Raw genomic sequence first — 23,407 nt, 5'->3', positions numbered from 1 at the left:
ATTTTTTTTATTTTTTCTTTTTCGATTTAGACTTTGCTCTTTTAGCTTTCTTTTTAGCAATTTTCTTTGCTTTTGCTTTATCTTTTGCTTTTTTCGCTTTTGCTTTCTTTTTAGCATTCGCTTTTTGCTTTGCTTTTTTCGCTTTATCTTTCTTTTTATCTTCTTTCGCTTTTTCTTTTTTCTTAGCTACTTGTTTTTTCTTTTTCTCTTTTTCTTTCTCTTTTTCTTTCATCTTTTTATTCTTCTTTTTAGTATTAGATTTATCTTCGTCTTCAGAAACAGTTTCTTCGGTTTCTGTTGAAACTTCCGGTGAAACTACTTCTTCAGTTTGTTCTACATTATCTGATGTTGAAACTGTTGGTGTTTTTACAACTTTTGCAGCAGGTTTCTTTCTTGTATTGGTAACTTTTGTTTCAGTTTCTCTTTTAGTCGAATCTGTTTCGCTGGCAGTTGTTTCAGCAGTGTTGTTTGTTGGGTTTTCTTCTACAGCAGTTACATTGCTGTTTTCAGTTTGGTCCTGGGCATTTGTAATGTCATTTTCTTTCATGCGGCACGTATTTATTTTAGGATTTCAAGTGTTTTTGCATTAAAGTTATTGTTACTTTAATTTAATGTTAATAAATCATTAACAAATATACTGCTAAAAATCACGCGCCAATGTTAAGCTTTTAGTTTGGGCAAAAACTTAACATTGGAAATAAATCATACGAAAAACCCGACAGGTTTTTAAAACCTGTCGGGTTTAGGACTTCGACTCCGCTCAGTCTGACAATCTTTGTTTCGCTATGTGACAGCGCTAATTTATCGTATCATCTACATTTTGCAATACCTGCATTAATTTTCGGGTGCTTCTGTTGATTATGCTTCGTGTAGATTTTTTTTTGAGTTCATAATCTTTGGTACATCTTTCTAATTCTCCAAATAATAGTTGAAATTTATCATAAAGCAAGTCAAGTTCTTCCATTGCTTTTCTTGTTTTTGCGTCTTCTGTTTCTTCTATCTGGTCGCCGGCAATTTTAGACATGTATTCGAATTTGCGAAATGCGGCCAATAAAATTCGATGCTCTGTAGAACTTATTCCTTGCATAGTATATTCTCTGATATTGAATAGAAATTTTTATTTACGGATTAACCAGCAATGCATCGGCATCGGTATAAATTTTAGAAAGTGATAATGCTTTTGATTCTATCATTTTCATTTTACCTGTATTTCCTGATATGTTGTTTATCGCCGTATTTAATAAAATTTCAGAACGGTTTCCTAAAGCAAAAACTTCAGGATTTTGCAGTTCATCTGCATTAACTGAGGGATTTATTCCTGCCGAATAACTTCCTTCGTGTCTTGAATTGAATAATTTATAGATGGATGGATATAAAACCCAGCCTTGTGTGCCGGAAATTCTGTCATCTTCTATAGGAAATCCTGCTACATCTTTACCTATTGTTTTTTCGCCTATTGTTACGACATCCATAAAAGGGCTTAGATTGTTTATTATTATTTCTGAGGCAGATGCAGTATGTTTTCCGCATAAAATATATACTTTTTGAATATTTGGATGCGCATTTCTAAGAGCGTCAAAAGTTATACTTTTTTCATTGCTTTCTAATGCCTGCTGAAAGGACTGTTTTACAATACCACCATTTTTATTTCCTTCAAATTCAATAAACAAATCGCCTGATTTAATGTTTGGTGCCAAAATAATACTTAATGCTGTCGCCGAGGCTATATCTCCGCCTCCATTATAACGCAAATCCAAAATGATTTCTGTTATTTCCTTATTTTTTAATTCCTGAAATGTCTGCATAAATAATTTTGCCATTCCAACATCAAAATGCGGAATTTCGACATAACCAATTTTAGTATTTCCGTTTGTAATTACCTGACTTAAAAGCAGCTGCGAAAACGAAAATCCCTGCATCAAAGAAACTTGCTTTGCATTAAAAAATCCTGATTGTGCTGAATACGAAATTAGTTTTAAGTTTAATTGCGTTGCAGTCACCATGTTTTTGTAAATGTTGTCGTAATTACTTACCGTTAATTCGACACCGTCAACACTTGTTATTAATTGCCCTCTTGTTAAACCGTTGTTTTTTGCCGGAGAATCGTATAATGCATACAAAATTACGCCGTAAACTTTGCTTTCATATTGCATAAATGAAACATCAAACCCGAATTTTTGACGCAAATTTATCGGCGCCGTTTCCGGTAAATTAGGATGTATTGCATACGAAAACCGATCATCGCTTTTTACTAATCGTGCAAAATATTCTTTGGGATTTACGGATAAATCTCCCTGATTTGGCATAGCATCATTCCACAAATAGTATTTTTTCATTTGCTGATACATCCATTCATTTGTGTATTCATTTGTTCCTTCTGTGTAATCCTGCTCCAGATCATCTGTAGAGCAGGAAGAAAGAATGATAACTTCTATTAAAAGAATAACACCATAAAAAAGATAGCTGAACGCTTTATTTTTCATTTTAAAATCTATAATATGAATATATCTCTTAAACACTATCTCATTATTTAAAAACAAAATAATCAACTAAATTCAGGGTTCCGTCTACGCCTGAAAAAACTCCGTTTGTATCTTGTTTTTCATCGAGCACAATTAGTTTTGATTTGTTATTTGTCATTGTCAATATAACGACCACTTTTTGCCCCGGAATATAAGATTCTGTTGTACCGTGTTTTACCAATTCCATTAAAACAGTTGGCGGTGAGCTAAACGGAAATTCAATAAATGAACTGAATTTATCTTTGTTGATATTCTCGACTACGCCAATTGTTTGTCCGTTAATTTTGCGCAGGATTCCGTCAATCGTACCTTCGTATCCGCTTTTTGAATATAGGTTTTGGGTAGGAAATATAAATTTATACCCACAATTGCCTGTTTTAGTTAATACGCCCGGTTTTAATGCCGAAACATGTTCGATCCAGATGTTTTCTTTTGCAAAAAATGAAAGTGTATCGATTGGTTTTTGTGCCGTAAAATTGTAGGTATGTACTATTTGTTTGGTTACTTTATTGGTAACTTCAAAAGTTTCGTTTTTGTCTCCGTAATAAACAAATTGATATTCTGTTTCAATTTTTTTTGTAAAGGCTGATTTTTTCTCTTTTCCTATTGTAAGGAGTTTTCCATTTATGTTTATTTGAATGGAATCGTTTAACGCGCTATAGCCAGTTATAACAACTTTTCCGGGCTGGTTGGTTTCTGTACCATAAAGCGGAGTCAGGTTATCATTGGTACAGGATTCGAAAGAAACCAATATTACAGAGAAAATTAGTATCCTTGTCAATATATTCTTCATATTCAATTTTATTTATTGTAAGAGTTTGTTATCGAAAATTCTGAAAGAGTTAACGAAATTATTTTTTGATAAATTTTATTTTTTTCGAAAGTTCATTATTAGAAACTACCAGAAAATAGATTCCTTGTGGTAAATCAGTAACAGATAAATCTTCTTGTTTGTATGGAGATTCTTTAACCAAACTTCCGGCTGCATTATAGATTTTTAATGCTGTTTCTTCATTTTGTAATTCTTCTGCTAATTGCAATTGTAAACTTTCCTGAACCGGATTTTGGTTTAATCTGCACGCTTTCAATTGTTGTTCTACATCATCAACTCCTAAAAGTGATTCGGCAGTAACCGAGATTTTATCAATTTCATAACCAATAAATCCTGAATTTGTTTTAGTTCCAAAAGCTAGGTATACTGCAGTTTCTCCTTTATATTGTGAAATATCTACTGTATAATTTTTAAACATTTCTCCTTCATCTGCTGTTCTTACCAAAACAACTGTGCTTAAAAGTGTAAATGTTGCAGGATCTGGCGAAGTAGAACCGTAAACAAATAAATTTTGGCTGCTATCGTAAACGCTTGTTTGTGCATTTATGATTAGAGATATTTTTCCTGAATAAAAAGAAGCATCTATAACAGGAGCTATGGCTAAATTATTCTCAGGAGCCGGTAATTGTCCCAATGTTGCAAAATCTATATTATATGTTCCTAAAACACTAATAGTTCCATCTACAATAGCAAAATTTTCGTCAACCTGAATATTTTTACGTGCATACCAATTACTGCCATTTCCATCTCTGTCTAATAAAGTCCAGTCTGAAACATCAGCATCGTCAAAATCATCTTCCCATATTGTAAATTGAGCAGATGATAGTGTAGTAACCATTATAAATAGTAATAAAAGTAGATTTTTTTTCATTTTTTTATTTTTTAAAATTTTATTTTTTTAAAACATGGGCAGATACAAAATCTGCCCATGTAAAGTTTTAATAACTAAACTAACCTCTGTATAAATTAAAAATTACTAAACTTTGTCCAAGAATTAGTCCAAGTTGCTTCGTTTTTGAATGCACCGGTAATACCAGCGAAATCCAATGGACCATTATTAAAGAAAGGTTGAGTAAGACCCCAAGCAGTTGCAGGATTTGCAGTTGAAGTACTTGTACCAAGACCTGATATAACTGTTCCTACAGGTAAAGCTACATTTACAAATCCGTGAACTGATATTCTAGAGTATGAAGAATTAGCTGGCAAAGAAGGAGATTCCCATCTGATTCCTGTATTATATCCTGTAACAGTAGCATCAACTAATCTTATTTGTCCTAATCTACGTACGTGGATAGCATTTTCGTATAAATTAGCTACTGTAGAAGAACTAACACCAATAATTGATAATTGATCAAGAACAGGACGTGTAATAACTCCAGTTGCACTAGCTGTACCAGTAGCATTGTTATCTAACTCAATACCGTTAGAATCCGGAAGACCACCGCTTAAACTGTGAGTAGAATTACTATCTGCAATTGCGATAGCTTTTGTAACTGTACCAGTATATCCAAGATCAAAATCGAAGTTATCATCATCCGGAGCAAAAGAAACTAAATGCGAAGCATTTACTGTTCCTCCAAAAAATTCGAATGAATCATCTCTACCGTAAGATACTTGTACGTGATCAATTGTAGTACCAGAACCAACTCCACCCAAAGTTAATCCGTTGATTTCTACGTCAACCAAAGTAGTAATAATACGTCCTGCAAATTCGATACGAACATAATTTAAAGCTCCACCATTGTGATCACTTACATTACCTCCATAATAAAAATCAGAAAGATTAGGCTGATCTCCCAATCCTTCGATAATGTTATCGTCTAATCCGTTATTTACCGGAGCAGTACCTAACATAACAACACCTCCAAAGTCTCCAGGAGTAGCAGCTGTAGCAGCGTTGCCATCTAATAAATTGTAACTTGTAAAAATAACAGGTGCATTAACTGTACCTTGTGCATCAATTTTACCAGTTTTAGTAATTACAAGAACTCCTGTAGCAACTCCTGGCTCTAAAGGTTTAGCTTTAATAAATGTACCCGCTTCAATTGTTAATGTAGCTCCGTTTTTTACACGTACAACTCCTTCAATTTCCCAAACTTTGTCGCTAGTCCAGGTAGTGTTTGTTGTAATATCACCACTAACAGGTTGTGTTATTGTAGGATAAGTAGTGTAATCAGCACCTGAAGCTTTCATTGAAAAAGAAGAATCAGCAGAAGAATCATCATTTTGGCAAGAGCTCACAGCCAGAGCTATCATTGCACATAGAAAAATTTTTTTCATAATAATTTTATTATTGCTATATTTGCTGCATTAAACTAGGCCTTTGGAGAGAGCAGCAAAATATCTTTCCTTAGGTCTTTCTCGTTTTTGGTAAAGTCCTTTTCAATAAACGATCCCGCTTTACCACCGGGGTTTACACCTATATTCCATCTTTCACTCATAGGTTTTTTTTTAACGCAGTGAAAGGCTGGCTTTCCATTCTTTTAAATTTTACTCTTAAATTTTAAAAGAACATCTTAAAGTACTTTTCTTGCATTTTTGTTTCATGCACTAAACAAAAAAGAAATCTAATACTTACAACTAAATACATTAGCGTTTGAAAAATCAAAATATCATCCCCTAATTTTGTTGTTAACGGTTTCTTAATATTTGTACCATTAGCATAATATTGCGATTAAAAATTGGTAAACTTTGTCCAGACGTTAGTCCAAAGAGCTTCTGTTCTAAATGCACCGGTTGCACCTGTAAAATTCAATGCTCCATTATTAAAGAAAGGCTGTGTAAGACCCCAAGCAGTTGCCGGATCTACTGTTGAAGTTGAATTACCTAATCCTGATAAAGTTGTTCCTGCCGGTAATACTACATTATCAAATCCATGAATTGATATTCTTGACCATGATGAACTAGTTGGCACCGAAGGAACATCCCATTTAATTCCTGTATTGTATCCTGTAACAGTTGCATCAATTAATCTTATTTGTCCAAATCTGCGTACATGAATACCACTTTCGTATACATCAGCAGCTGTAGAAGAGCTTACACCAATTATAGATAATTGTGAAAGAACAGGACGCGTTATAATTGAAGTTGCCATTAAACCATTGTCTACTTCAATACCATCAGAATCAGGAAATCCATTACTATCACTATGCTGTGAACCACCATCTGCAACTGCAATCGCTTTTGTAATTGTTCCTGTATATCCTAAATCAAAATCGAAGTTGTCATCCTTAGGTGCAAAAGAAACTAAGTGGCCTGCATTGACTGTACCGCCAAAAAACTCAAATGAATCGTCTAAACCGTAAGATGCCTGAACATGGTCTATCACTGTTCCGCTCCCTACTCCCGCTAAGCTTAGCGAATTGACTTCATTATTAACATCTAAGATGCGTCCGGCAAATTCAATGCGTACATAATTTAATATACCAGCGTTATGAACATTATTTGTACCGCCATAATAAAAATCAGCAACATTAAGCTGATCTCCTAATCCTTCGGCAATGTTTGTAGTAAGACCATTGTTTACCTGAGCATCTCCTAAAATTACTACACCACCAAAATCTCCGGGAGAACCGGTAGTATTAACATTTCCGTCTAATAAATAACGGCTTGTAAAAATAATTGGTGCAGTTAAAGTTCCCTGCGCGTCGATCTTACCTGTTTTTGTAATGACAAGTATTCCCTGAGCGTCACCAAGAGTTAATATAGGTGCAGCTATAATATAAGTACCGGGTTGAATCGTTAGTGTAGCGCCATTTTTTACACGAACAACACCGCAAATTTCCCAAACTTTGTCGTTTGTCCAGGTTGTATTTGTTGTAATATCGCCACAAAAGCTTTCTGTTGGAAGTGACACAAGATAATCGGCTTTAGAAGCTTTCATAGAAAAAGAAGAATCTGCAGATGAAGCATCTTCATTTTGGCAAGAACTCATAAACAGGGATGCCATTGCGAACATAAAAATTTTTTTCATAATCATAGTATTTAATTATTGCTAAAATTGCTGTCATTACACAATACCTTCAGAGAGAGCAGCAATATCTTTCCTTAGGTTTTAATTCTTCTTTTTCTGAATGCTTTTATTACAGATATATTAAAAGGAATAATTAAGTGATATACTTATAGTCCTTCCGTTTTTTGCTTTAAATAATTCCTGATCAATATCCTGATCGTATTTATTGGTAGCTCCTGCTCCCAAACCAAAGGCTGATCTTGGGTTAGATCCAACAGGTACGTCCTGTCTGGTACTATAACTGTTAACGTTGTTATAGGTTTCTATACCTGTGTCAAACAAATTTTTTGCGCTGCATTTTAATTCCAGATTCTTTTCTTTAAAAAATTTGTAGCTCACCTGAGCATCTGTTATACCATAAGGTTTACGAATTTCCTCGGCGCCGTAATCAAATCCTACAAGTATATATTGATCACCAACAGCATTGTGTCTAAGGCTAAACCCAAAACGATCACCCACATAGTCTAAACCAAAATTATAGCTATAAGGCGACTGCCCGTATAAGGGTCTGTTTGCCTCATAAAGAACACCTGATCCGTCTAGTCTTTGATATGATTTTACCTTTGTAGAATTGACAGTCGCGTTTCCGTAAACAAATAGATTTTTCAGGATTTCTCCTTCGCCTAAAAAAGAAAGACTTTTATAAAATTCTAATTCAAAGCCCCAAAGATTAGCATTATAAGAATTGATATTATAAACATTTCTCTCACCGGACGTGTTTAAAGCTCCAACACTTTCAATAGGATTATCTATATCTTTATGGTATACACCAAAAGACAAAATCTCGCCGCCTGAAGGGAACCATTCTAATTTTAAATCATAATTATCGGCTACACTCGAAACAATTCCCCCAGAATAATTATAAATAAAATAAGATCGAATTGGGTCAAAATATGGGATATTCAAACGTTCTGCAAATTGAGGACGCATAACAGATTTGTTATAACCAAGTCTTACATTCATTTTATTAGTTGGGCTAATAATTAAGCTGGCCGAAGGTAAAAATTGCCATACTTTATCATCTTTTTGTTCCTGATCAAAATCGCCGGCAGCAATAGACTGGCTTTCAATTTGTGTATAAACATAACTTTCTGCCCTTGCGCCCCACACGAATCTTACATATCGGCCCATTTTATTGTCCAGCATTAAAAATGGCGAATGTACTTTTACATCTCCAACATATTGTTTTCCATATTTTAAACCACCAAACCAGCCAAAACCGCCATAGTAATAATTAGAACCGTCTAAAAAATCTGTTAGTGAACCATAAATACTGGCGCGGTCTGTTGTTTGACCAAAGGTTTCTAATTTAACTGATACCTGTTGATTGGTTGCTTTTTTATAAGTACCAAAATATCCTGCTTTAATGTCGTTTGTAAAAGAATCGCTAAAATTGAATGAATATTTAAAATTAATAGCAGCATTATAATCAATCTCATCATTAGTAAAATTACTTCTCTTAATATTTTGAGTTGCATTATAAACATCATAATAAACCAGTAAATCGTCTCCAACTTTTCTTCTGTCAATATTTAAAAACGTAGCATCTTTGGTGTCTTTTGTAACATTTCCGTAAGCGCCATACCAATTGATTTCTAATTTGTCGAATTTGTGATTTCCCTCAATTTTATTTTGGATAAAAGTGGTATAAACCGGATAATTGGTTTCAGAGGTTCTCGCTAATATACTTCCATCTACGATACCATCAGTCGCCATTCCGTTATCCCAGCCAGTAATTTGGGTTAATTGACTGTTATAGATATGCATTACTGTATTACGGCTGGTAATTTTATGATTTCCTAATTGTATTGCCGCATTAAACATACCGCCTAAAGTTGACGTATAATTATAGTTTGCTCCGGAGTTATTAAAACCATATTTTTCAAAAGTAGAGTATGCCGCTGTTTCGTTTGCAGGAGAAAACTCTGTATTACTTTTATACTTACCTCTTTCAGTATGTTCAATATCTAATTTTTCCTGTGTATTCTTAAAAATTAAAGAACCTACAAATCCCCATTTGTTACTGTCTTCTAACTTATAAGTTCGTCCTATTCCAAACTGAATTGTGCTGCCGGGAGCCGCATATGTTTTATAAGTCGTAAAATTATCCTGAGTAAATTGTTTTGATTGCTGAATAGAAATATTCGGGTCTGCAGCGTCGCTTTTTACATTTGCTGCCGAAAGATTGTCAGGACTGGGAAAATCACGTCTTCCATCATCAAAACCCCAATAATCATAATCACCTTCCTGTTTTGTAAGCCTTTCTTTAAAAGTGCTTCTGCTATTATAAGCAGTGCTGATAGAAAAATTGGTAAAATTTTCTTTTGGAATATCCTTAGTTTTAACCTCGACATATCCACCGGCAAAATTGGCATACATATCCGGAGTGGCAGATTTACTCACCACAATACTCTCTACAATAGAAGTAGGAATAATATCAAAAGAAAAATTTTGCTGATACGCATCCGTACTCGGCAAGGCAATTCCGTCCATTACCGCCTGATTCCATCGCTCGCCCATTGAGCGTACAACAACATATTTGTCGCCCACAGTTGTTACACCGGTAATACGTTTTAATGAACTCGCCACATCCCTGTCCGGCGTTCTGGCAATTTGCTCTGCCGAAATACCATCAGAAAATTGTGGCGCTTTTTTTTGCTGCAACAACATTCCTTCAACCGAAGCTGTCGCTTTTTTATAATCCTGAACAATGATAACTTCATTCAGCGATTGTGCATCTTCTTTTAACGAAACAACCAATGGCGTTTCCTCGTCTTCAAGAACTTTTACATTTGTAATTTTTTGTGTCTGAAACGAAATAGCGCTTATTTCAATCGTGTATTCGCCCGCTTCAAGTTCCAGAACATAATTACCGTCAATATCAGATTGCGTACCATAATTAAGTCCCGCAACTTTAATATTTACGCCCGGAAGCGAAAGCCCGTTTACATCAACGACTTTACCCGTTATTTTTCCCTTCTTTTTTTTTTTCGCCGAATCTTTACTGTTTACGGCTATATTATTTTGATTTCTTCTGAAATTTAAATTGGTCAGACTTTGCAAATCAGTCAAAATTTCATCAATAGAAACATTCTCTTTTTTTAATGTAACTAATGGCAAACTCAAATCGAGATCTTTTTGATAAATAAATTGATACGGAGTTTGAGATTTTAAATTATCTATTATTTTTTGAGGCGAAGAATTTTTAAAATCAACCGAAACAGTTCCGGTTTGCGAATAAATAGTGTGTGTTCCAAAAAGGAAACCGAAAAACAAAATCCAAATGGCAAATTGCCTGGAAAAATCATTGTTCATAATTGATAATTGTTAGTTTATTAGAATTAATTTTAATATGATATTTAGGGTTAATATTCTTAAAATAGGGCAATACTTCTCTGGTAGCTCAAATTTGATTTTGGCTAGAATTGTTATATTAAAAGTTTATAATTATTTAGTGTCTAATGAGATACGTATTATTTCCTGTAGGCTCAATCTTGATTTCCAGTGCAAATGAAATTGTTTGCAGCATTTCATAAAAACCTTGTCTTGTATCAAGAGTTCCCTGCATTTTCAGGTTTCGCAAATTTTCATCCAGATACGTTACTTCAAACTTATGATCTGTTTTTAGCTTATCAATAACCTGTTCCAGCGTTAAATCATCAACATACATCAGCACTTTTTTCCATTTCGGTTCTAAAACAGTTGTTTTTTGTTTGCTCAGCATCGCAGTTTTGGCGCCATAAACAGCTTTGTCTCCGCGTATTAAAAAAACGGTATTTTCTTCTGTCTCTACTTTTACCTTTCCGGTTCTCACATTAACTTCCGGCACATGATTATTGTAAGCTTTAACATTAAAAGAAGTTCCTAAAACCGTCGTTTTTATGGGGCCTGAACTAATCACAAAAGGATGCGAAGGATCACGTTTTACCTCAAAAAAAGCTTCCCCTTTTAAAGTAATCCTTCTTTCTTTTCCTGTAAATTGTTTAGGGTATTCTATTTCAGTATTTTCATTTAGCCAGACACGAGTACCGTCAGGCAAATTCAATAATCGAATATCTTTATTGAATGTTCTTGTAGACGCAATTTCAATTTTATGGCGATTATTAAATTGAATAAAATTGTAATAACCAGCCACCGAAAGAATAAAAACAGCACATGCAACTGCAATCCAGTTATATACATTTCTATATTTATCAACAGTAACATTACGAATGTTTTTCCACATTCGGGATTTAACTTCATCCGGAAGAATTCCCCTGTTTGGTATTGCGTTCCATTCGTCCTTTAACCTTTTTGACTTCATTACAATTTAAATGTTTACTATTGATAAATTAAAACCTGTACTATCGATACAGTTACATTAGATTTTCAATGAAATAAATGTCACGGGGCAATGTTACTATTAACGTTTTCTTAATGTAATATAAACACTTATATAGCATTATTATCATGGTTAAACACCTGAAACAAAGCCGAAAAAAATAAATAAAATAATTTTAGTATAATGTATGATTGTAAAGAATAGTAACGAAGAATGTTAAGTAATTAAATTTTGCTGACTCACAAAAAATAATGCAAACCAATATAATTCGTGATTTTTTACCGAGTTCTTTTTCAGAAATTGAAGTGTTTTTGAAATCTGATTCGCAACTGCGCTTGGCGACATATTCATTTCCTGCGCAATTTCTTTATAACTAAGATCTTCAAATTTATGAAGGTTGAAAATTTTTCTCCTTTTTTCAGGAATTTTATCCAGCAGATATTGAATTTTTTCGAGTTTTAAATCAAAGTTATCATCTGATTCTGAGGGAGAATCCATCTCTTTAATCAATTGGTCATTCTCTACAGAAAATATTCTGTTTTGCTTTTTGTACCATTTCGAAATCTCTTGTTTTGAGCTTTTAAACAAAATTGCTTCCAAACTTACCTCAGGGTCCAATTTAGTGCGGTAATTCCATAAATGAATAAACACATTCTGAGTAACATCCTCTGAATCTGCAAGCTGTGACGTGTATTTTTTAACAAAGCAAAACACTTTGTAATGATATAAATCATAAATTTCTTTAAAACATGCATCATCTCCCTCTCGTAACCTTAATACCAAATTAGAACTCATAATGTAATTTTAATTGTTAAAGAAGACCCTTACAAATGTAAGATAAACGGTTATTGATATTTTTTACGATTTATTCATTTAATAATTTATTAATATTCGCACTTTTTTTTCCTATTTCTGATGATTTAGCATATCGTTTGTCATTTCGACCGAAGGGAGAAATCACACAAGTAATTCTACAAAGATTGGCGATTTTGCTTGCGGAAATTCTGGTGCGATTTCTCCCTTCGGTTGAAAAGACATACATAACGCTACAAAGATTGACAACTTTCAGTATATTTTTTTACCTTTGAAACTCAACTTTTTAATCTAAATGGCGTTATATTTAAGCCTTCAGAAAATTGATATTCATTATGGAACAAAAAATACATCAGGGAAGAAACATAAAACGCTTCAGAGAAATGCTTGGCATCAAACAAGAAGCATTGGCTTTTGATTTGGGAAACGAATGGAATCAGAAGAAAATTTCTATGTTGGAAGCAAAAGATGTAATTGAAGATGATATGCTTAGGCAAATTTCAAATATATTAAAAATTCCTGTTGAAGCTTTTCAGAATTTTGATGAAGAACAAGCAATAAATATCATTTCAAATACATTTGATCATTGCCAACAACCTGCGTCTGTATTTTACAATTCTACTGTTAATCAAATTGATCAATTTGTTAAACTGCACGAAGAAAAAATAGCATTATACGAGCGTATGTTAAAAGAGAAAGAAGAAATGATGCAAAGACTTGAAAAACTAATAAATAATAATTTGAAATAAAGTTCTCAAATAACACATAAAACTCCTTAAAATAAGGAGTTTTTTTTATGTCTTTATTTTGCGTTTCTGATATTTCAACGGATTAATCCATCATTCGCAATCAGAATCCAATTTTGTCATTTCGACCGAAGGGAGAAATCGCACATGAAACTCCGTAACGAGAATCGCCAATCTTTGTCGATTCCTGAGTGTGATTTCTCCTCCGTCGAAATGACAAAAAAAAAGAATTTTAATCCATAATTCCCAATCAGAATCCAATTTTGTCATTTCGACCGAAGGGAGAAATCGCACATGAAACTCCATAACGAGAATCGCCAATCTTTGTCGATTCCTGAGTGTGATTTCTCCTCCGTCGAAATGACAAAAAAAAAGAATTTTAATCAATAATTCCCAATCAGAATCCAATTTTGTCATTTCGACCGAAGGGAGAAATCGCACATGAAACTCCGTAACGAGAATCGCCAATCTTTGTCGATTCCTGAGTGTGATTTCTCCCTTCAGTCGAAATGACATATCCTATGATAATTAAGTAACTATTTTTCTAAATACTATAAGATAATTTGCTCCATTTAAAGTTAATTTTGGTTCAAACGCTGAACATACAATACTGTTCAGTAATCTAGTAATCAATTAAAAAACATCATTATGATAGCAAATAACGACCGAAATTACGATCAGCAAGAAAGTAATATCACAAACGAAAATCAAAGTTATATTGATCAATATCAACAAGAACACAGTATTGGCGAAAATAATTTAGAAGAAGAATTACTTTTAAATGAAGATCAGAGTTATTTAGACAGTGAGTTTTCGAATGCACTTGAAAGAGATGATGAAGAAGATGACCAAGACGAACAAGATTTGGAAGAAGATGATTTAGATGAAGATGAAGAAGATTTAGACGAAGATGATCTTGACGACGATTTAACAGAAGATTACGACGAAAATGATCGTGAGCCGGAAACTTTTTCAGACGACGGTTATAAAATAGACTAATCCTGACAATCAATTCCTGATAAAGGCAATAAATGCCAAAATTGACTGTTTATATAAGAGATTAAATATTTAAAAAGTATGAAAAAAATATTGTTTTTGATTATCATAATTAGTGTTTCAATGCAAGGATATGCGCAAGATGAACTTAATAATAAAAATAAATCAATCGAGTCAAAAAAAATAGAAGATAAAGAAGAAGTTCCGCCAGCCGAAGCTTTGCCAAAAACCGATGATCCAACAATTCCAAAAGATCCGATTACGTTAAAAATTAATCCGGACGAACTTTTCAACAATAATATTCTTTATAAAAAAGAAGCCAATGTACCGGGAGTTTTTTATCGTAGAAACGAATATTTAGGAGGTTTTGTAACCAAATCATTCACGTCTACAATTCGTTACAGAGATGCCGCTTTTGTAGATGGCGATAAAATAAAAGTCTATTTAAATGATAAAGTAATTGAACCCGAAGTTCTTTTGGATGGAGAATATAAAGGATTCAAAATAAATTTGGTAAAAGGAATCAACAAGATCGATTTTGAAGCCTTGAATGAAGGTTCAGCATCGCCAAATACAGCAGAATTTCAGGTTTATGATGATAAAGGAGTTGCTATAGAATCGAGCCAATGGAATGTTGGAAAAGGCTACAAAGCCGTAATTATTTTGTACAAGGAATAAAAATCTTAACGTTATATATTATTAATTCAATTAACAAACGGGAAAAAAAGAAAACCTCTTTTATCCCGTTTTTTTCTTTTAAAAGACTTTGTGTTCATTAGAAATGAAAATAATTTTACTGAAAATCAAACATTTATAAATATTCTATTTGTTCTTTTTTGTAAATTTGATATTCCTCATAATTAATAATCATACTTTACAAACTGATTTTTCCTGAAAGCAGGCTGAAAAAATAAACGTCGACATTAAAGTTTTAATAAAAAATTAGTTTTTTTTCGTTCACAAAATCACTAACTTAGAAATAGTAATAGAGAATATATTGCTGTTTCAAACAGTGACATTTCTACATTATCCAAAAGAATTCAAACCATTTTGTGAAGTTGTTATTGAAACACTTCTTCACTTTAAATTTAAAAATTAAACTATGCGAGTATCAATCATTCGAAAAAATATAAAATTTACCCCAGATTCCAAAAGAGTAGTTGCACGATATTTTATGAATGGTGAAGAACGGACACAGCAAATGGTGGGCCGTATTATGATGCTTGACGAAAAACAGGTATTGCAAACCTTAGAACAAACACTTCGAGAATTTGCCAGGCGTCATCGAAATATTTCGAGCATATTTATTAAACACTGCGAAAAAATCAAATATATCATTGAAGGAATGCAAATTGATTACGATGCACTTTCTATAGATCGAAAAATGCTTATCGGATCTTTTTGTACCATGGAATATGCGATTGAATCTGCCGCTATTTTTAATCCTTCCATTATAGAAGATTTTGATCAGTCAGGTCTTCAAACGGGCGAAAAACGTGTTATTATTTCCTTTCGTGCCACAGGCGAAGGTCATATTTCATCTATTGTTTTTAGACGAGGAATTCTTGACAAAGACAATAACCTGCAAATAATGAAAAACGGTAATAATATTGATAAAGCCGAAATCGAACATAAAACCTTATACAATAAAGAGCGATTTTTATCAAAATTATCCGAAATGCATACGCAGGACAAATACATTACGCAAATCATGCAGGATTTGCCGGATGAATTTGAATTTGCAGTATTAAAAAGCATGGTAACTACAGCCCTTGCAGATCCGTCGATTCGTCAGGAAAGAAGAACCGCACTCGAAGAAATAATCTGGCTGGCAAATTCATTTTATGACCTGCAGTTTAAACACGATTCTGATATTACAGAACGAGTTATATTTCCAATATCCGACTCTGAAAGCCGCGGTATAGAAGATGCGCGTTTTGTTCGCTTCACAGATGATGACGGTTCTACACGCGTAATGGCGACTTATACCGCTTATAATGGTCATGCGATATTGCCTAAACTCATTTCGACAGAGGATTTTTATAATTTCAGGGTAATGCCAATGCATGGTGTTGGTGCTCAGAATAAAAATCTGGCATTATTTCCAAGAAAAATAAACGGTAAATTTGCTATGCTTGCCCGTATCGATGGTGTCAATAATTACATCATGTATTCAGACAGGCAAACGCAATGGAACACTCCTATTTTGCTGCAAGAACCGCGTTATACGTGGGAACTTACACAAATAGGAAACTGCGGTTCTCCCCTCTGGACATCTGAAGGCTGGCTTGTAATCACGCACGGCGTTGGTGCAATGCGATGTTATTGCATTGGTGCTTCGTTATTTGATCTCGATGATCCATCTAAAGAAATTGGGCGACTTAAAGAACCTTTAGTTTCACCACTAGAAGATGAACGAGAAGGTTATGTGCCCAATGTCGTTTATTCCTGCGGTGCCATTATTCACAACAACAGCCTTATTTTGCCTTATGCCGTTTCTGATTATTCGTCTACGTACGCTACAGTAGATATGGTCGAATTATTAACTGCACTTAAAGACAGTAATAATCACTAAATACAACTGGCAATCATATAAAATTGCCCATTAAAATTGTAAACTCAGGAGTTTTACACGTATTAACTTTGATATCAATAGCTTACAAATTTATTTCTTTATAAAAGGAATCGATTTGTAAGCCATTATAAATTTCTAACAATTTATATTATGGATGAATCAAACAATACACTCAAAAATTCCAGCATAACTTCAGGCGACAACGTTTCCTTTTGGATCGACTCCACTCCTATTATTTCTTTTAATAAACCCGATCAGGATATTCAAACCGAAGTACTTATTATTGGCGGCGGAATTGCCGGACTTACTACTGCTTATAAATTACTAAAAGCAGGTAAAAAAATAGTACTTGTAGAAGATGGTTTTATTGGCAGCGGAGAAACCGGACGCACAACGGCACATTTAACCTGCGCGCTCGATGATCGCTATTATTTTCTTGAAGATACTTTTGGAGAAAATGCCACAAAACTTGCTGCTGAAAGTCATGCCGCGGCCATCGATGAAATTGAAAAAATAGTTACCGAATTAAATATTGATTGTTCGTTTAAAAGAGTCAACGGTTACTTATTTCTCGATCCAAGTGACAAAGAAGAAAATCTGGAAAAAGAATTTGAGGCTACAAAAAAAGCAGGATTGCGAACCTCGATTTTAAAAGGAATTCCGGGACTCGCAAATGGCGAAAACCAACGATGTCTCGCCTTTAGCAATCAGGCTCAGTTTCATATTTTGCATTATCTAAAAGGACTTGCCGAAGCTATTGTTTCGCTTGGCGGAATTATTTATACCGAAGCCCGTGCAGAAGATATTACCAAAAAAGGCGCAAAGGTAAACGGTTTTACTTTTACTGCACAACATATCGTTGTGGCAACCAATACGCCTATTAATGATACGCTCACGATGCACACCAAACAACATGCTTACAGAACATACGTAATTGGCGCTAAAATCCCAAAAGGAATTCTTCCGTATTCACTTTGGTGGGATACCGGCGATCAGGATTCTAAATGGGTTTCTCAGCCGTATCATTATGTTCGTCTTGAAAATTATGATGATAAATACGATTTACTGATTTCTGGTGGTGAAGACCATAAAACCGGTCAGGCAGATGAAGAAGATATTCCTCAATCATCACGATATGACAGACTTGAAGCGTGGACACGAAATTATTTTCCAACGATGGATGATATCTCCTATCGATGGTCTGGTCAGGTTATGGAACCTGTAGATTCTCTGGGATTTATGGGGAAAAATCCGGGAGATGACACTATTTACATTATTACCGGAGATTCCGGCAACGGAATGACACATACTACAATTGGTGCCATGATTATTTGTGACAGTATTTTGGGGATAAAAAACAAATGGGAAGATTTATACGATCCGTCAAGAATTACCTTGAAAACTGCGGGAGATTTTATGAAGGAAGCCGGCAATTTGGCAAGTCAATATTTGGATTGGATAAAAGGATCTGATTTAAAAAACACAGCAGATTTACCAATTGGCGAAGGCGGCGTACTTTCGTCTGGATTAAAAAAAATTGCTGTTTACCGTGATTATGACAATACTTTAAAAGCATTTTCTGCGGTTTGTCCACATTTAGGATGTATTGTACAATGGAATGCCGATGAAAAATCTTTTGACTGCCCATGTCACGGTTCCCGATTTGCAACAGACGGTTCCGTTACAAATGGTCCGGCACAAACAGATCTGGGCAAAATTCATATTACGTAAAACATAAACACATAATTAACTGAATACCTGTGAATTATATAACCACAAAACTCCTAATTATAATATTTTGATAAATCACAAGTGTACATTTACCATTATAAAAATCTTAAAAATTTAATATTATGAATACTTCGAACACAAAAAACAGCAGCACTGATAGTGCAAAATCATCAGATAAAAAAACTGATACAAAAAAAGAAACTGCTTCAAAAAGCACAAAATCTGATTCTGGTGCCAAAAAAACCGGAACCACAAAAAAGTAATAAATACTTTTTAAAATTTTGTACTTCCTCGTTTTTACTATGTTTTTTTTCATGCTGATATTTAACAAAGCTTATAACCTGGAAGTACATTTTTTTTAATTTGAACTCAAAAACATTCGTAAATGGATATCTGTACACTTTTACAAATCGTTATTTCGACTATAGCAGCGACTTCTTTAATGACGCTTTTTAGTTATGCCGTATCGGCCAGCACAAGAGAATTATACAAAGAACCCGTGCTGCTTACTTATATTTTTACAAAATTTCATATTGAAGTATCTCCAAAAACAAAAAATATTTTAGCGTGGCTTTTACATTATATAATTGGTTTACTCTTTGTAATCGCGTATCATTATTTATGGTTTTATAACATTTTCGAATTTTCATGGCGCGTAGCATTTTTATTTGGAGCAATTAGCGGTATTATTGGCATTTTGGGCTGGATTGTTCTTTTTGAAATTGTACCTCAAAAACCAAATATTGATTTTAAAGGATATTATACACAATTATTTTTTGCCCATGTTATTTTTGGGCTCGTTGCATTTTTTGTCTATAAAATATTCACATGTAATTAAACTAATTACTACATTTACAGATAGTTGTATAATTAAATAATATAAATATTGAAAACAATATTATAATTTTAGTTTTTTCACGTTTTAAATTTATACAATATAAACTTCTAAAAATTTTATTATGAACGGTTCAACTTTTAAAAACAGTTATGCAGAAAGTTCAAGAACATCGTACAGAAAAACAGATTCAAAAACGACCTCGGCAAGAAGTAATCAAAAAACACATATAGATACCAGAAAATCGACTTTGAAAAAATAAATTAATGTTTAAAACTTTGAATTATGGTAAATGAAACTCACGAAGATTTCGGTCTGGGAGATCGCAATTTTCATCCGGAAGAACAGCGATTAAATTCAGAAACCATTTTAAATGAAGATTCTGGATTTAATCCGTATCGATCAAATTCTATTTATAAATCTCAGGAAAGAGATAAAGATTTAGATAATTATACAAGAAATGATTATGATCCTTATCAGGACGATTTAGATGACGACGATGTAAACCAAAATGTCGATGAAGATTTAGACGATGATGGTGACGATTTTGACGATGATTTTGACGAAAAAGATAAATCTGATTATTAAATATCAAAAAGAAAATGAATTATAAATAAAAAGCCTTCATAATTGAAGGCTTATTTTTTGCTGATTAGATTTGATTTTGGTACTGCGTAATTTTGGTGAAAGATAAAGTTCAAAAAAATTAATGTTTCATGTCATTCACTACTGGCTATTTTTTCTAAAAAATAAGACTAACAAAAACGGTATTCATTTACCTGAAAACAGTTATAGTATCTGTTAAATTCTCTTTATTAATAAATGCCTCAATAAATTCCTGAACTTCGGTAGTACTTTCTTTAGGAGTTTCAAACGAATTAATGTGAAATTCATCATCCTGATCAAGAATATGAATGATTTCTGTATATCCTCTGGAAATTAAACTACCTTTTAATTTAATTATATTCAACTGCTGTTGACTATCCAACTCTTTACGAACTTTTAGTTTTATAGCTTTTTCCATAGTAAATATTTTAAATTATTAGACTCATAATTAATATCAAATATAGCTATTAATTGATTTATTCAATCCACAAATATAAAACTTAACTCATTATTTATCAACATATTAATAAACATTATGTTAATTTTTTTAATCTGCATTTTTGTGGCATATTTTTGTTAATTCATGTAAAAAAAATCTTATCTCATAATAAAACAGTGTTGTTTACTATTTAATTTAGATAAATCATAATTATGATACTTTCAAAAAAAAATTATTTTCTAAACTAATTTTTTTTCAGATGCATAATTTGATACTATTTTATCTCTAAACGAAACACCATTTCCAGATTTTGATATTATATGAAAAAAGAAAAGGGAATATTTCAATAATGAAATATTCCCTTTTTTTATTACTTAGAAATAAATTACTAAAATTTAAAAGTAAGATTTCCTGTTATGCGCGTCGGATTTTGCGCTGCAAGCCTGTACGACCAATATTTTTCATTTGTAAGATTGTCTACTTTTATACCCAGTCTGTATTTTGGCTGATCGTAAAAAAGAGAAACATCTAAAACGGTATATGACGGAATCGTAAATTTGAAATTTGCGGTATTCGTCTGGTACGATTCACTTCCGTAAATACCTCCAAAACCAATTCCTAATCCTTGCGCAGCACCTTTTACAACACGGTAACTCGCCCATAAATTTGCTGTTCGCGGAGATCCTGACGTAGCCGGACGCAATCCCTGAACATCAGCATTACTTTTAGTGTATTTACTATCATTATACGTATAACCTGCAACAATATTTAATCCCGAAATTGGGTTTGCAATTAACTCAGCTTCAAAACCTTTGCTAACCTGAGTTCCGTCCTGAATTAAAAAATCTGTATGGTTAGGATCCGGATCTGTACGCGTAACATTTGTTACTTGTATATCATAATAACTAATTGTTGCAGAGATTTTATCCAAATCAAATTTAAAACCTCCTTCTGCCTGATTTGCCTGATTTGGTTTGAATGTATTTCCATTAAAATCAGAACCTGAAACATTGCTAAAACCATTCATATAATTACCAAATACAGAAATTTTATCTTTCATGATTTGATAAACAACGCCAAATTTTGGAGACAAAGCCGTTTGTTTATAATTTCCTGCAATCGAGTCTTTACTAGGATAATATGTTCCATTATTGATATAACGGTCAACACGAACTCCCGCCATAGCAATTAATCGGTCTGTAATATTCAAAACGTCAGAAGCATAAGCACTATACGTTTCTTCATCACCCGATACAAAATTTACAAAAGTAGCCGTGTTAAACATTGGCGCTACTTTTTCTATAGTAAAATTATTATAGGCATCGCCCGGTTTTTTATAATCCATCGCAGGCATATTCACCGTTGCGTCATTTCGGGTAGAACGAAGACTGTAATAATCTAAACCTGCCACAATTCTGTTTTTAACCGGACCAATTTTGAACTGACCAACAAAGTTTTGCTGAATATCAGTTCCGTAAAAAGGAGATTCCTGATACGTAACCTGTTGTCTTAAAGTAGTTGGCGATCTCATCGACAAAGCAACGGTATAACCATCTGAAGAAGATCTTGTTCTGGAAATAACAGTTTGTGAATTCCATGTATCTGACATTTTATACTTTAACTGTGCAAAAATGTTATACTGCTGGCTTGTATAATTGATGGTATTATTAGCAAAAGATAATTTATACGGAATTTCAAGATCTTTGATGCTCATTTCTTTTCCACTTACCACAAACGGAGCAAGTCTCGTAGGCGAAGTTGCTTTGTAAGCACTAAATTCAATATCAATTAAAAGGCTTAAACGATCATTGATTGCGTATGAAAAACTTGGCGCAATCGAGAAATTCTTATTGAATCCTGCATCCTGAAAACTTCTTTCGCTGTGCAAAGCCGTGTTAATTCTTAATAAAGCTGATTTATCCTCGTTTAATGGCGTGTTTACATCAAACGTTAATCGGTTAAGATCCCAGCTTGCTGCTGAATAAGAAACTTCTCCTTTAAAAGTGTCGAAAGGTTTTTTAGTAACACGGTTAAATAATCCTCCAAATGAAGATAACGTACTGCCAAAAAGTGTCGCAGACGGTCCTTTAATTACTTCGATACGTTCTAAATTTGATGGATCAATTGTCGTGTAGGTAAAACTTCCAACTCCGTTTCTAACAACTTGCGGCGTTGGAAAACCTCTTGACATTGAAGTCGTTCGCCCTTGATTTCTCACTTCGGCAATACCCGCTCCCGGAACATTCTTAAAAGCACTGTTATAATCTGTAACCACTTGCTCTTTCATTAATTCTTTGCTTACAATAATGTAAACCTGCGAATTTTCGATATTTTTTAAGGGCATTTTCGCCACATCAATACTTTCTTTTTTGGCAAAACGATTTCCTCCTGAACGAATTACAACATCTTCAAGATTTTGAGAAGACGAATTTAGTTTAACGTCAACTATTGCAGATGGCGCTGTCTCTGTAATTTCAACACTTTCAACAGTTGGCTCATAGCCCGCCATAATTACTTCTACAATATATTTACCAAAAGGAAGCTTTTTAAATTCGTAGTTCCCTGCAGAATTTGTTACTGTGCTTTTGTTGGTTTCACTTAATTTTACAACAACTCCCTGACCTGCGGTACCGTCATTGGTTATAACTACACCGCTTATTTGTCCTGTTTGTGCCTGAGAAAATCCGCTTGTCAGTAAGCAAATCACAACTATTAAAGAGAAATTGTATTTAAAATTTCCTGTTTTATTACCCGAATATCTTGTAAAAGAGGAAAGTAATAGTAGTATTCTATTCATCTTATTGTTATTTAAACTAATTATAAATTAAAGCGCAAAAGAACAAATTTTTTTTCAATCTAACCAAGTAGATTTACAAAATATTTTAAATTATTATGATAAACAAAACCTTACAAAACCCTGTAAAATAAGAGATTATTGACAATTTATTATTTGGACTCTTTCTAAAATACACTTATATT

Annotated in this window: 22 protein-coding genes; 9 read left to right on the top strand and 13 right to left on the bottom strand. The window is 33.3% G+C overall.

The window, feature by feature from the left end; all coding sequences use genetic code 11:
- Nucleotides 1–7: 7 nt before the first annotated feature.
- The 10 genes from OLM54_RS04805 to OLM54_RS04760 all read right to left on the bottom strand — a co-directional run bounded on the left by OLM54_RS04805 (nucleotide 8) and on the right by OLM54_RS04760 (nucleotide 12,482).
- A complete protein-coding gene (locus OLM54_RS04805; RefSeq protein WP_264537463.1) occupies nucleotides 8–547 on the bottom strand; it encodes a hypothetical protein in 540 nt (179 codons plus the stop codon).
- Nucleotides 548–796: 249 nt separating this feature from the next.
- Nucleotides 797–1,087, bottom strand: a complete 291-nt coding sequence (locus tag OLM54_RS04800) for a hypothetical protein (RefSeq protein ID WP_264537462.1) — start codon at nucleotides 1,085–1,087, stop codon at nucleotides 797–799.
- A 34-nt stretch (nucleotides 1,088–1,121) separates the two neighbouring features.
- Nucleotides 1,122–2,483: a S41 family peptidase gene (locus OLM54_RS04795; RefSeq protein WP_264537461.1), complete on the bottom strand. Its 1,362-nt coding sequence runs from the start codon at nucleotides 2,481–2,483 to the stop codon at nucleotides 1,122–1,124.
- 43 nt (nucleotides 2,484–2,526) lie between these two features.
- Nucleotides 2,527–3,315, bottom strand: a complete 789-nt coding sequence (locus OLM54_RS04790) for a hypothetical protein (protein ID WP_264537460.1) — start codon at nucleotides 3,313–3,315, stop codon at nucleotides 2,527–2,529.
- 58 nt (nucleotides 3,316–3,373) lie between these two features.
- Nucleotides 3,374–4,225 carry a T9SS type A sorting domain-containing protein gene (locus tag OLM54_RS04785; RefSeq protein WP_264537459.1) on the bottom strand — a complete coding sequence of 284 codons (852 nt, stop codon included), beginning with the start codon at nucleotides 4,223–4,225 and terminating at the stop codon, nucleotides 3,374–3,376.
- Nucleotides 4,226–4,320: 95 nt separating this feature from the next.
- Nucleotides 4,321–5,634, bottom strand: a complete 1,314-nt coding sequence (locus OLM54_RS04780) for a hypothetical protein (protein ID WP_264537458.1) — start codon at nucleotides 5,632–5,634, stop codon at nucleotides 4,321–4,323.
- Between the two features lie 394 nt (nucleotides 5,635–6,028).
- Entirely contained in the window at nucleotides 6,029–7,327 is a 1,299-nt protein-coding gene (locus OLM54_RS04775) for a hypothetical protein (RefSeq protein ID WP_264537457.1), read from the bottom strand.
- Nucleotides 7,328–7,447: 120 nt separating this feature from the next.
- Nucleotides 7,448–10,681, bottom strand: coding sequence for a TonB-dependent receptor (locus OLM54_RS04770; RefSeq protein WP_264537456.1), 3,234 nt, complete (start codon nucleotides 10,679–10,681; stop codon nucleotides 7,448–7,450).
- A gap of 136 nt (nucleotides 10,682–10,817) precedes the next feature.
- Nucleotides 10,818–11,669 (bottom strand): FecR family protein, encoded by an 852-nt coding sequence (locus OLM54_RS04765; RefSeq protein ID WP_264537455.1) that lies wholly within the window; start codon nucleotides 11,667–11,669, stop codon nucleotides 10,818–10,820.
- 234 nt (nucleotides 11,670–11,903) lie between these two features.
- Entirely contained in the window at nucleotides 11,904–12,482 is a 579-nt protein-coding gene (locus tag OLM54_RS04760) for an RNA polymerase sigma factor (RefSeq protein ID WP_264537454.1), read from the bottom strand.
- Between the two features lie 353 nt (nucleotides 12,483–12,835).
- Between OLM54_RS04760 and OLM54_RS04755 the strand changes: the two genes are divergently transcribed.
- The gene (locus OLM54_RS04755; protein WP_264537453.1) at nucleotides 12,836–13,249 is read left to right on the top strand and encodes a helix-turn-helix domain-containing protein; all 414 of its coding nucleotides are present in this window, start codon (nucleotides 12,836–12,838) and stop codon (nucleotides 13,247–13,249) included.
- A 90-nt stretch (nucleotides 13,250–13,339) separates the two neighbouring features.
- Here OLM54_RS04755 and OLM54_RS04750 read toward each other — a convergent pair whose 3' ends face one another.
- Nucleotides 13,340–13,762, bottom strand: coding sequence for a hypothetical protein (locus tag OLM54_RS04750; RefSeq protein WP_264537452.1), 423 nt, complete (start codon nucleotides 13,760–13,762; stop codon nucleotides 13,340–13,342).
- Nucleotides 13,763–13,894: 132 nt separating this feature from the next.
- Here OLM54_RS04750 and OLM54_RS04745 point away from each other — a divergent pair, with 132 nt between their 5' ends.
- From OLM54_RS04745 to OLM54_RS04710, 8 genes are all read left to right on the top strand, one after another.
- Entirely contained in the window at nucleotides 13,895–14,245 is a 351-nt protein-coding gene (locus tag OLM54_RS04745) for a hypothetical protein (RefSeq protein ID WP_264537451.1), read from the top strand.
- Between the two features lie 78 nt (nucleotides 14,246–14,323).
- Nucleotides 14,324–14,920: a hypothetical protein gene (locus tag OLM54_RS04740; RefSeq protein ID WP_264537450.1), complete on the top strand. Its 597-nt coding sequence runs from the start codon at nucleotides 14,324–14,326 to the stop codon at nucleotides 14,918–14,920.
- Between the two features lie 424 nt (nucleotides 14,921–15,344).
- Nucleotides 15,345–16,817 carry a glycoside hydrolase family 130 protein gene (locus OLM54_RS04735; protein WP_264537449.1) on the top strand — a complete coding sequence of 491 codons (1,473 nt, stop codon included), beginning with the start codon at nucleotides 15,345–15,347 and terminating at the stop codon, nucleotides 16,815–16,817.
- Nucleotides 16,818–16,967: 150 nt separating this feature from the next.
- On the top strand, nucleotides 16,968–18,548 hold the full coding sequence (locus OLM54_RS04730; protein WP_264537448.1) for an FAD-dependent oxidoreductase: 1,581 nt from the start codon (nucleotides 16,968–16,970) through the stop codon (nucleotides 18,546–18,548).
- A 122-nt stretch (nucleotides 18,549–18,670) separates the two neighbouring features.
- Nucleotides 18,671–18,811, top strand: a complete 141-nt coding sequence (locus OLM54_RS04725) for a hypothetical protein (protein WP_264537447.1) — start codon at nucleotides 18,671–18,673, stop codon at nucleotides 18,809–18,811.
- Nucleotides 18,812–18,933: 122 nt separating this feature from the next.
- Nucleotides 18,934–19,386, top strand: coding sequence for a hypothetical protein (locus OLM54_RS04720; protein ID WP_264537446.1), 453 nt, complete (start codon nucleotides 18,934–18,936; stop codon nucleotides 19,384–19,386).
- Nucleotides 19,387–19,507: 121 nt separating this feature from the next.
- Complete coding sequence (locus OLM54_RS04715; protein WP_264537445.1) at nucleotides 19,508–19,645, top strand: hypothetical protein; 138 nt, start codon at nucleotides 19,508–19,510, stop codon at nucleotides 19,643–19,645.
- Nucleotides 19,646–19,668: 23 nt separating this feature from the next.
- Complete coding sequence (locus tag OLM54_RS04710) at nucleotides 19,669–19,971, top strand: hypothetical protein (RefSeq protein WP_264537444.1); 303 nt, start codon at nucleotides 19,669–19,671, stop codon at nucleotides 19,969–19,971.
- Between the two features lie 187 nt (nucleotides 19,972–20,158).
- On the opposite strand, the gene OLM54_RS04705 is transcribed toward OLM54_RS04710, so the two are convergent.
- A complete protein-coding gene (locus OLM54_RS04705) occupies nucleotides 20,159–20,407 on the bottom strand; it encodes a hypothetical protein (protein WP_264537443.1) in 249 nt (82 codons plus the stop codon).
- Between the two features lie 409 nt (nucleotides 20,408–20,816).
- The gene (locus OLM54_RS04700; protein ID WP_264537442.1) at nucleotides 20,817–23,225 is read right to left on the bottom strand and encodes a TonB-dependent receptor; all 2,409 of its coding nucleotides are present in this window, start codon (nucleotides 23,223–23,225) and stop codon (nucleotides 20,817–20,819) included.
- Between the last annotated feature and the right edge of the window lie 182 nt (nucleotides 23,226–23,407).

This window comes from Flavobacterium sp. N1736 (genome assembly GCF_025947065.1).
Lineage (GTDB): Bacteria > Bacteroidota > Bacteroidia > Flavobacteriales > Flavobacteriaceae > Flavobacterium.
Note: the sequence above shows the minus strand (reverse complement) of the source record. Positions and strands in the feature narration are given on the sequence as shown.

Excerpts from the sequence above, each read along its gene's own strand:
- OLM54_RS04745 (WP_264537451.1), top strand. The coding sequence starts at position 13,895 with ATGATAGCAAATAACGACCGAAATTACGATCAGCAAGAAAGTAATATC.
- OLM54_RS04700 (WP_264537442.1), bottom strand. The coding sequence starts at position 23,225 with ATGAATAGAATACTACTATTACTTTCCTCTTTTACAAGATATTCGGGT.
- OLM54_RS04770 (WP_264537456.1), bottom strand. The coding sequence starts at position 10,681 with ATGAACAATGATTTTTCCAGGCAATTTGCCATTTGGATTTTGTTTTTC.
- OLM54_RS04715 (WP_264537445.1), top strand. The coding sequence starts at position 19,508 with ATGAACGGTTCAACTTTTAAAAACAGTTATGCAGAAAGTTCAAGAACA.
- OLM54_RS04765 (WP_264537455.1), bottom strand. The coding sequence starts at position 11,669 with ATGAAGTCAAAAAGGTTAAAGGACGAATGGAACGCAATACCAAACAGG.
- OLM54_RS04785 (WP_264537459.1), bottom strand. The coding sequence starts at position 4,225 with ATGAAAAAAAATCTACTTTTATTACTATTTATAATGGTTACTACACTA.
- OLM54_RS04750 (WP_264537452.1), bottom strand. The coding sequence starts at position 13,762 with ATGTCATTTCGACTGAAGGGAGAAATCACACTCAGGAATCGACAAAGA.
- OLM54_RS04740 (WP_264537450.1), top strand. The coding sequence starts at position 14,324 with ATGAAAAAAATATTGTTTTTGATTATCATAATTAGTGTTTCAATGCAA.
- OLM54_RS04755 (WP_264537453.1), top strand. The coding sequence starts at position 12,836 with ATGGAACAAAAAATACATCAGGGAAGAAACATAAAACGCTTCAGAGAA.
- OLM54_RS04705 (WP_264537443.1), bottom strand. The coding sequence starts at position 20,407 with ATGGAAAAAGCTATAAAACTAAAAGTTCGTAAAGAGTTGGATAGTCAA.
- OLM54_RS04805 (WP_264537463.1), bottom strand. The coding sequence starts at position 547 with ATGAAAGAAAATGACATTACAAATGCCCAGGACCAAACTGAAAACAGC.
- OLM54_RS04760 (WP_264537454.1), bottom strand. The coding sequence starts at position 12,482 with ATGAGTTCTAATTTGGTATTAAGGTTACGAGAGGGAGATGATGCATGT.
- OLM54_RS04790 (WP_264537460.1), bottom strand. The coding sequence starts at position 3,315 with ATGAAGAATATATTGACAAGGATACTAATTTTCTCTGTAATATTGGTT.
- OLM54_RS04730 (WP_264537448.1), top strand. The coding sequence starts at position 16,968 with ATGGATGAATCAAACAATACACTCAAAAATTCCAGCATAACTTCAGGC.
- OLM54_RS04710 (WP_264537444.1), top strand. The coding sequence starts at position 19,669 with ATGGTAAATGAAACTCACGAAGATTTCGGTCTGGGAGATCGCAATTTT.
- OLM54_RS04735 (WP_264537449.1), top strand. The coding sequence starts at position 15,345 with ATGCGAGTATCAATCATTCGAAAAAATATAAAATTTACCCCAGATTCC.
- OLM54_RS04780 (WP_264537458.1), bottom strand. The coding sequence starts at position 5,634 with ATGAAAAAAATTTTTCTATGTGCAATGATAGCTCTGGCTGTGAGCTCT.
- OLM54_RS04725 (WP_264537447.1), top strand. The coding sequence starts at position 18,671 with ATGAATACTTCGAACACAAAAAACAGCAGCACTGATAGTGCAAAATCA.
- OLM54_RS04795 (WP_264537461.1), bottom strand. The coding sequence starts at position 2,483 with ATGAAAAATAAAGCGTTCAGCTATCTTTTTTATGGTGTTATTCTTTTA.
- OLM54_RS04800 (WP_264537462.1), bottom strand. The coding sequence starts at position 1,087 with ATGCAAGGAATAAGTTCTACAGAGCATCGAATTTTATTGGCCGCATTT.
- OLM54_RS04775 (WP_264537457.1), bottom strand. The coding sequence starts at position 7,327 with ATGAAAAAAATTTTTATGTTCGCAATGGCATCCCTGTTTATGAGTTCT.
- OLM54_RS04720 (WP_264537446.1), top strand. The coding sequence starts at position 18,934 with ATGGATATCTGTACACTTTTACAAATCGTTATTTCGACTATAGCAGCG.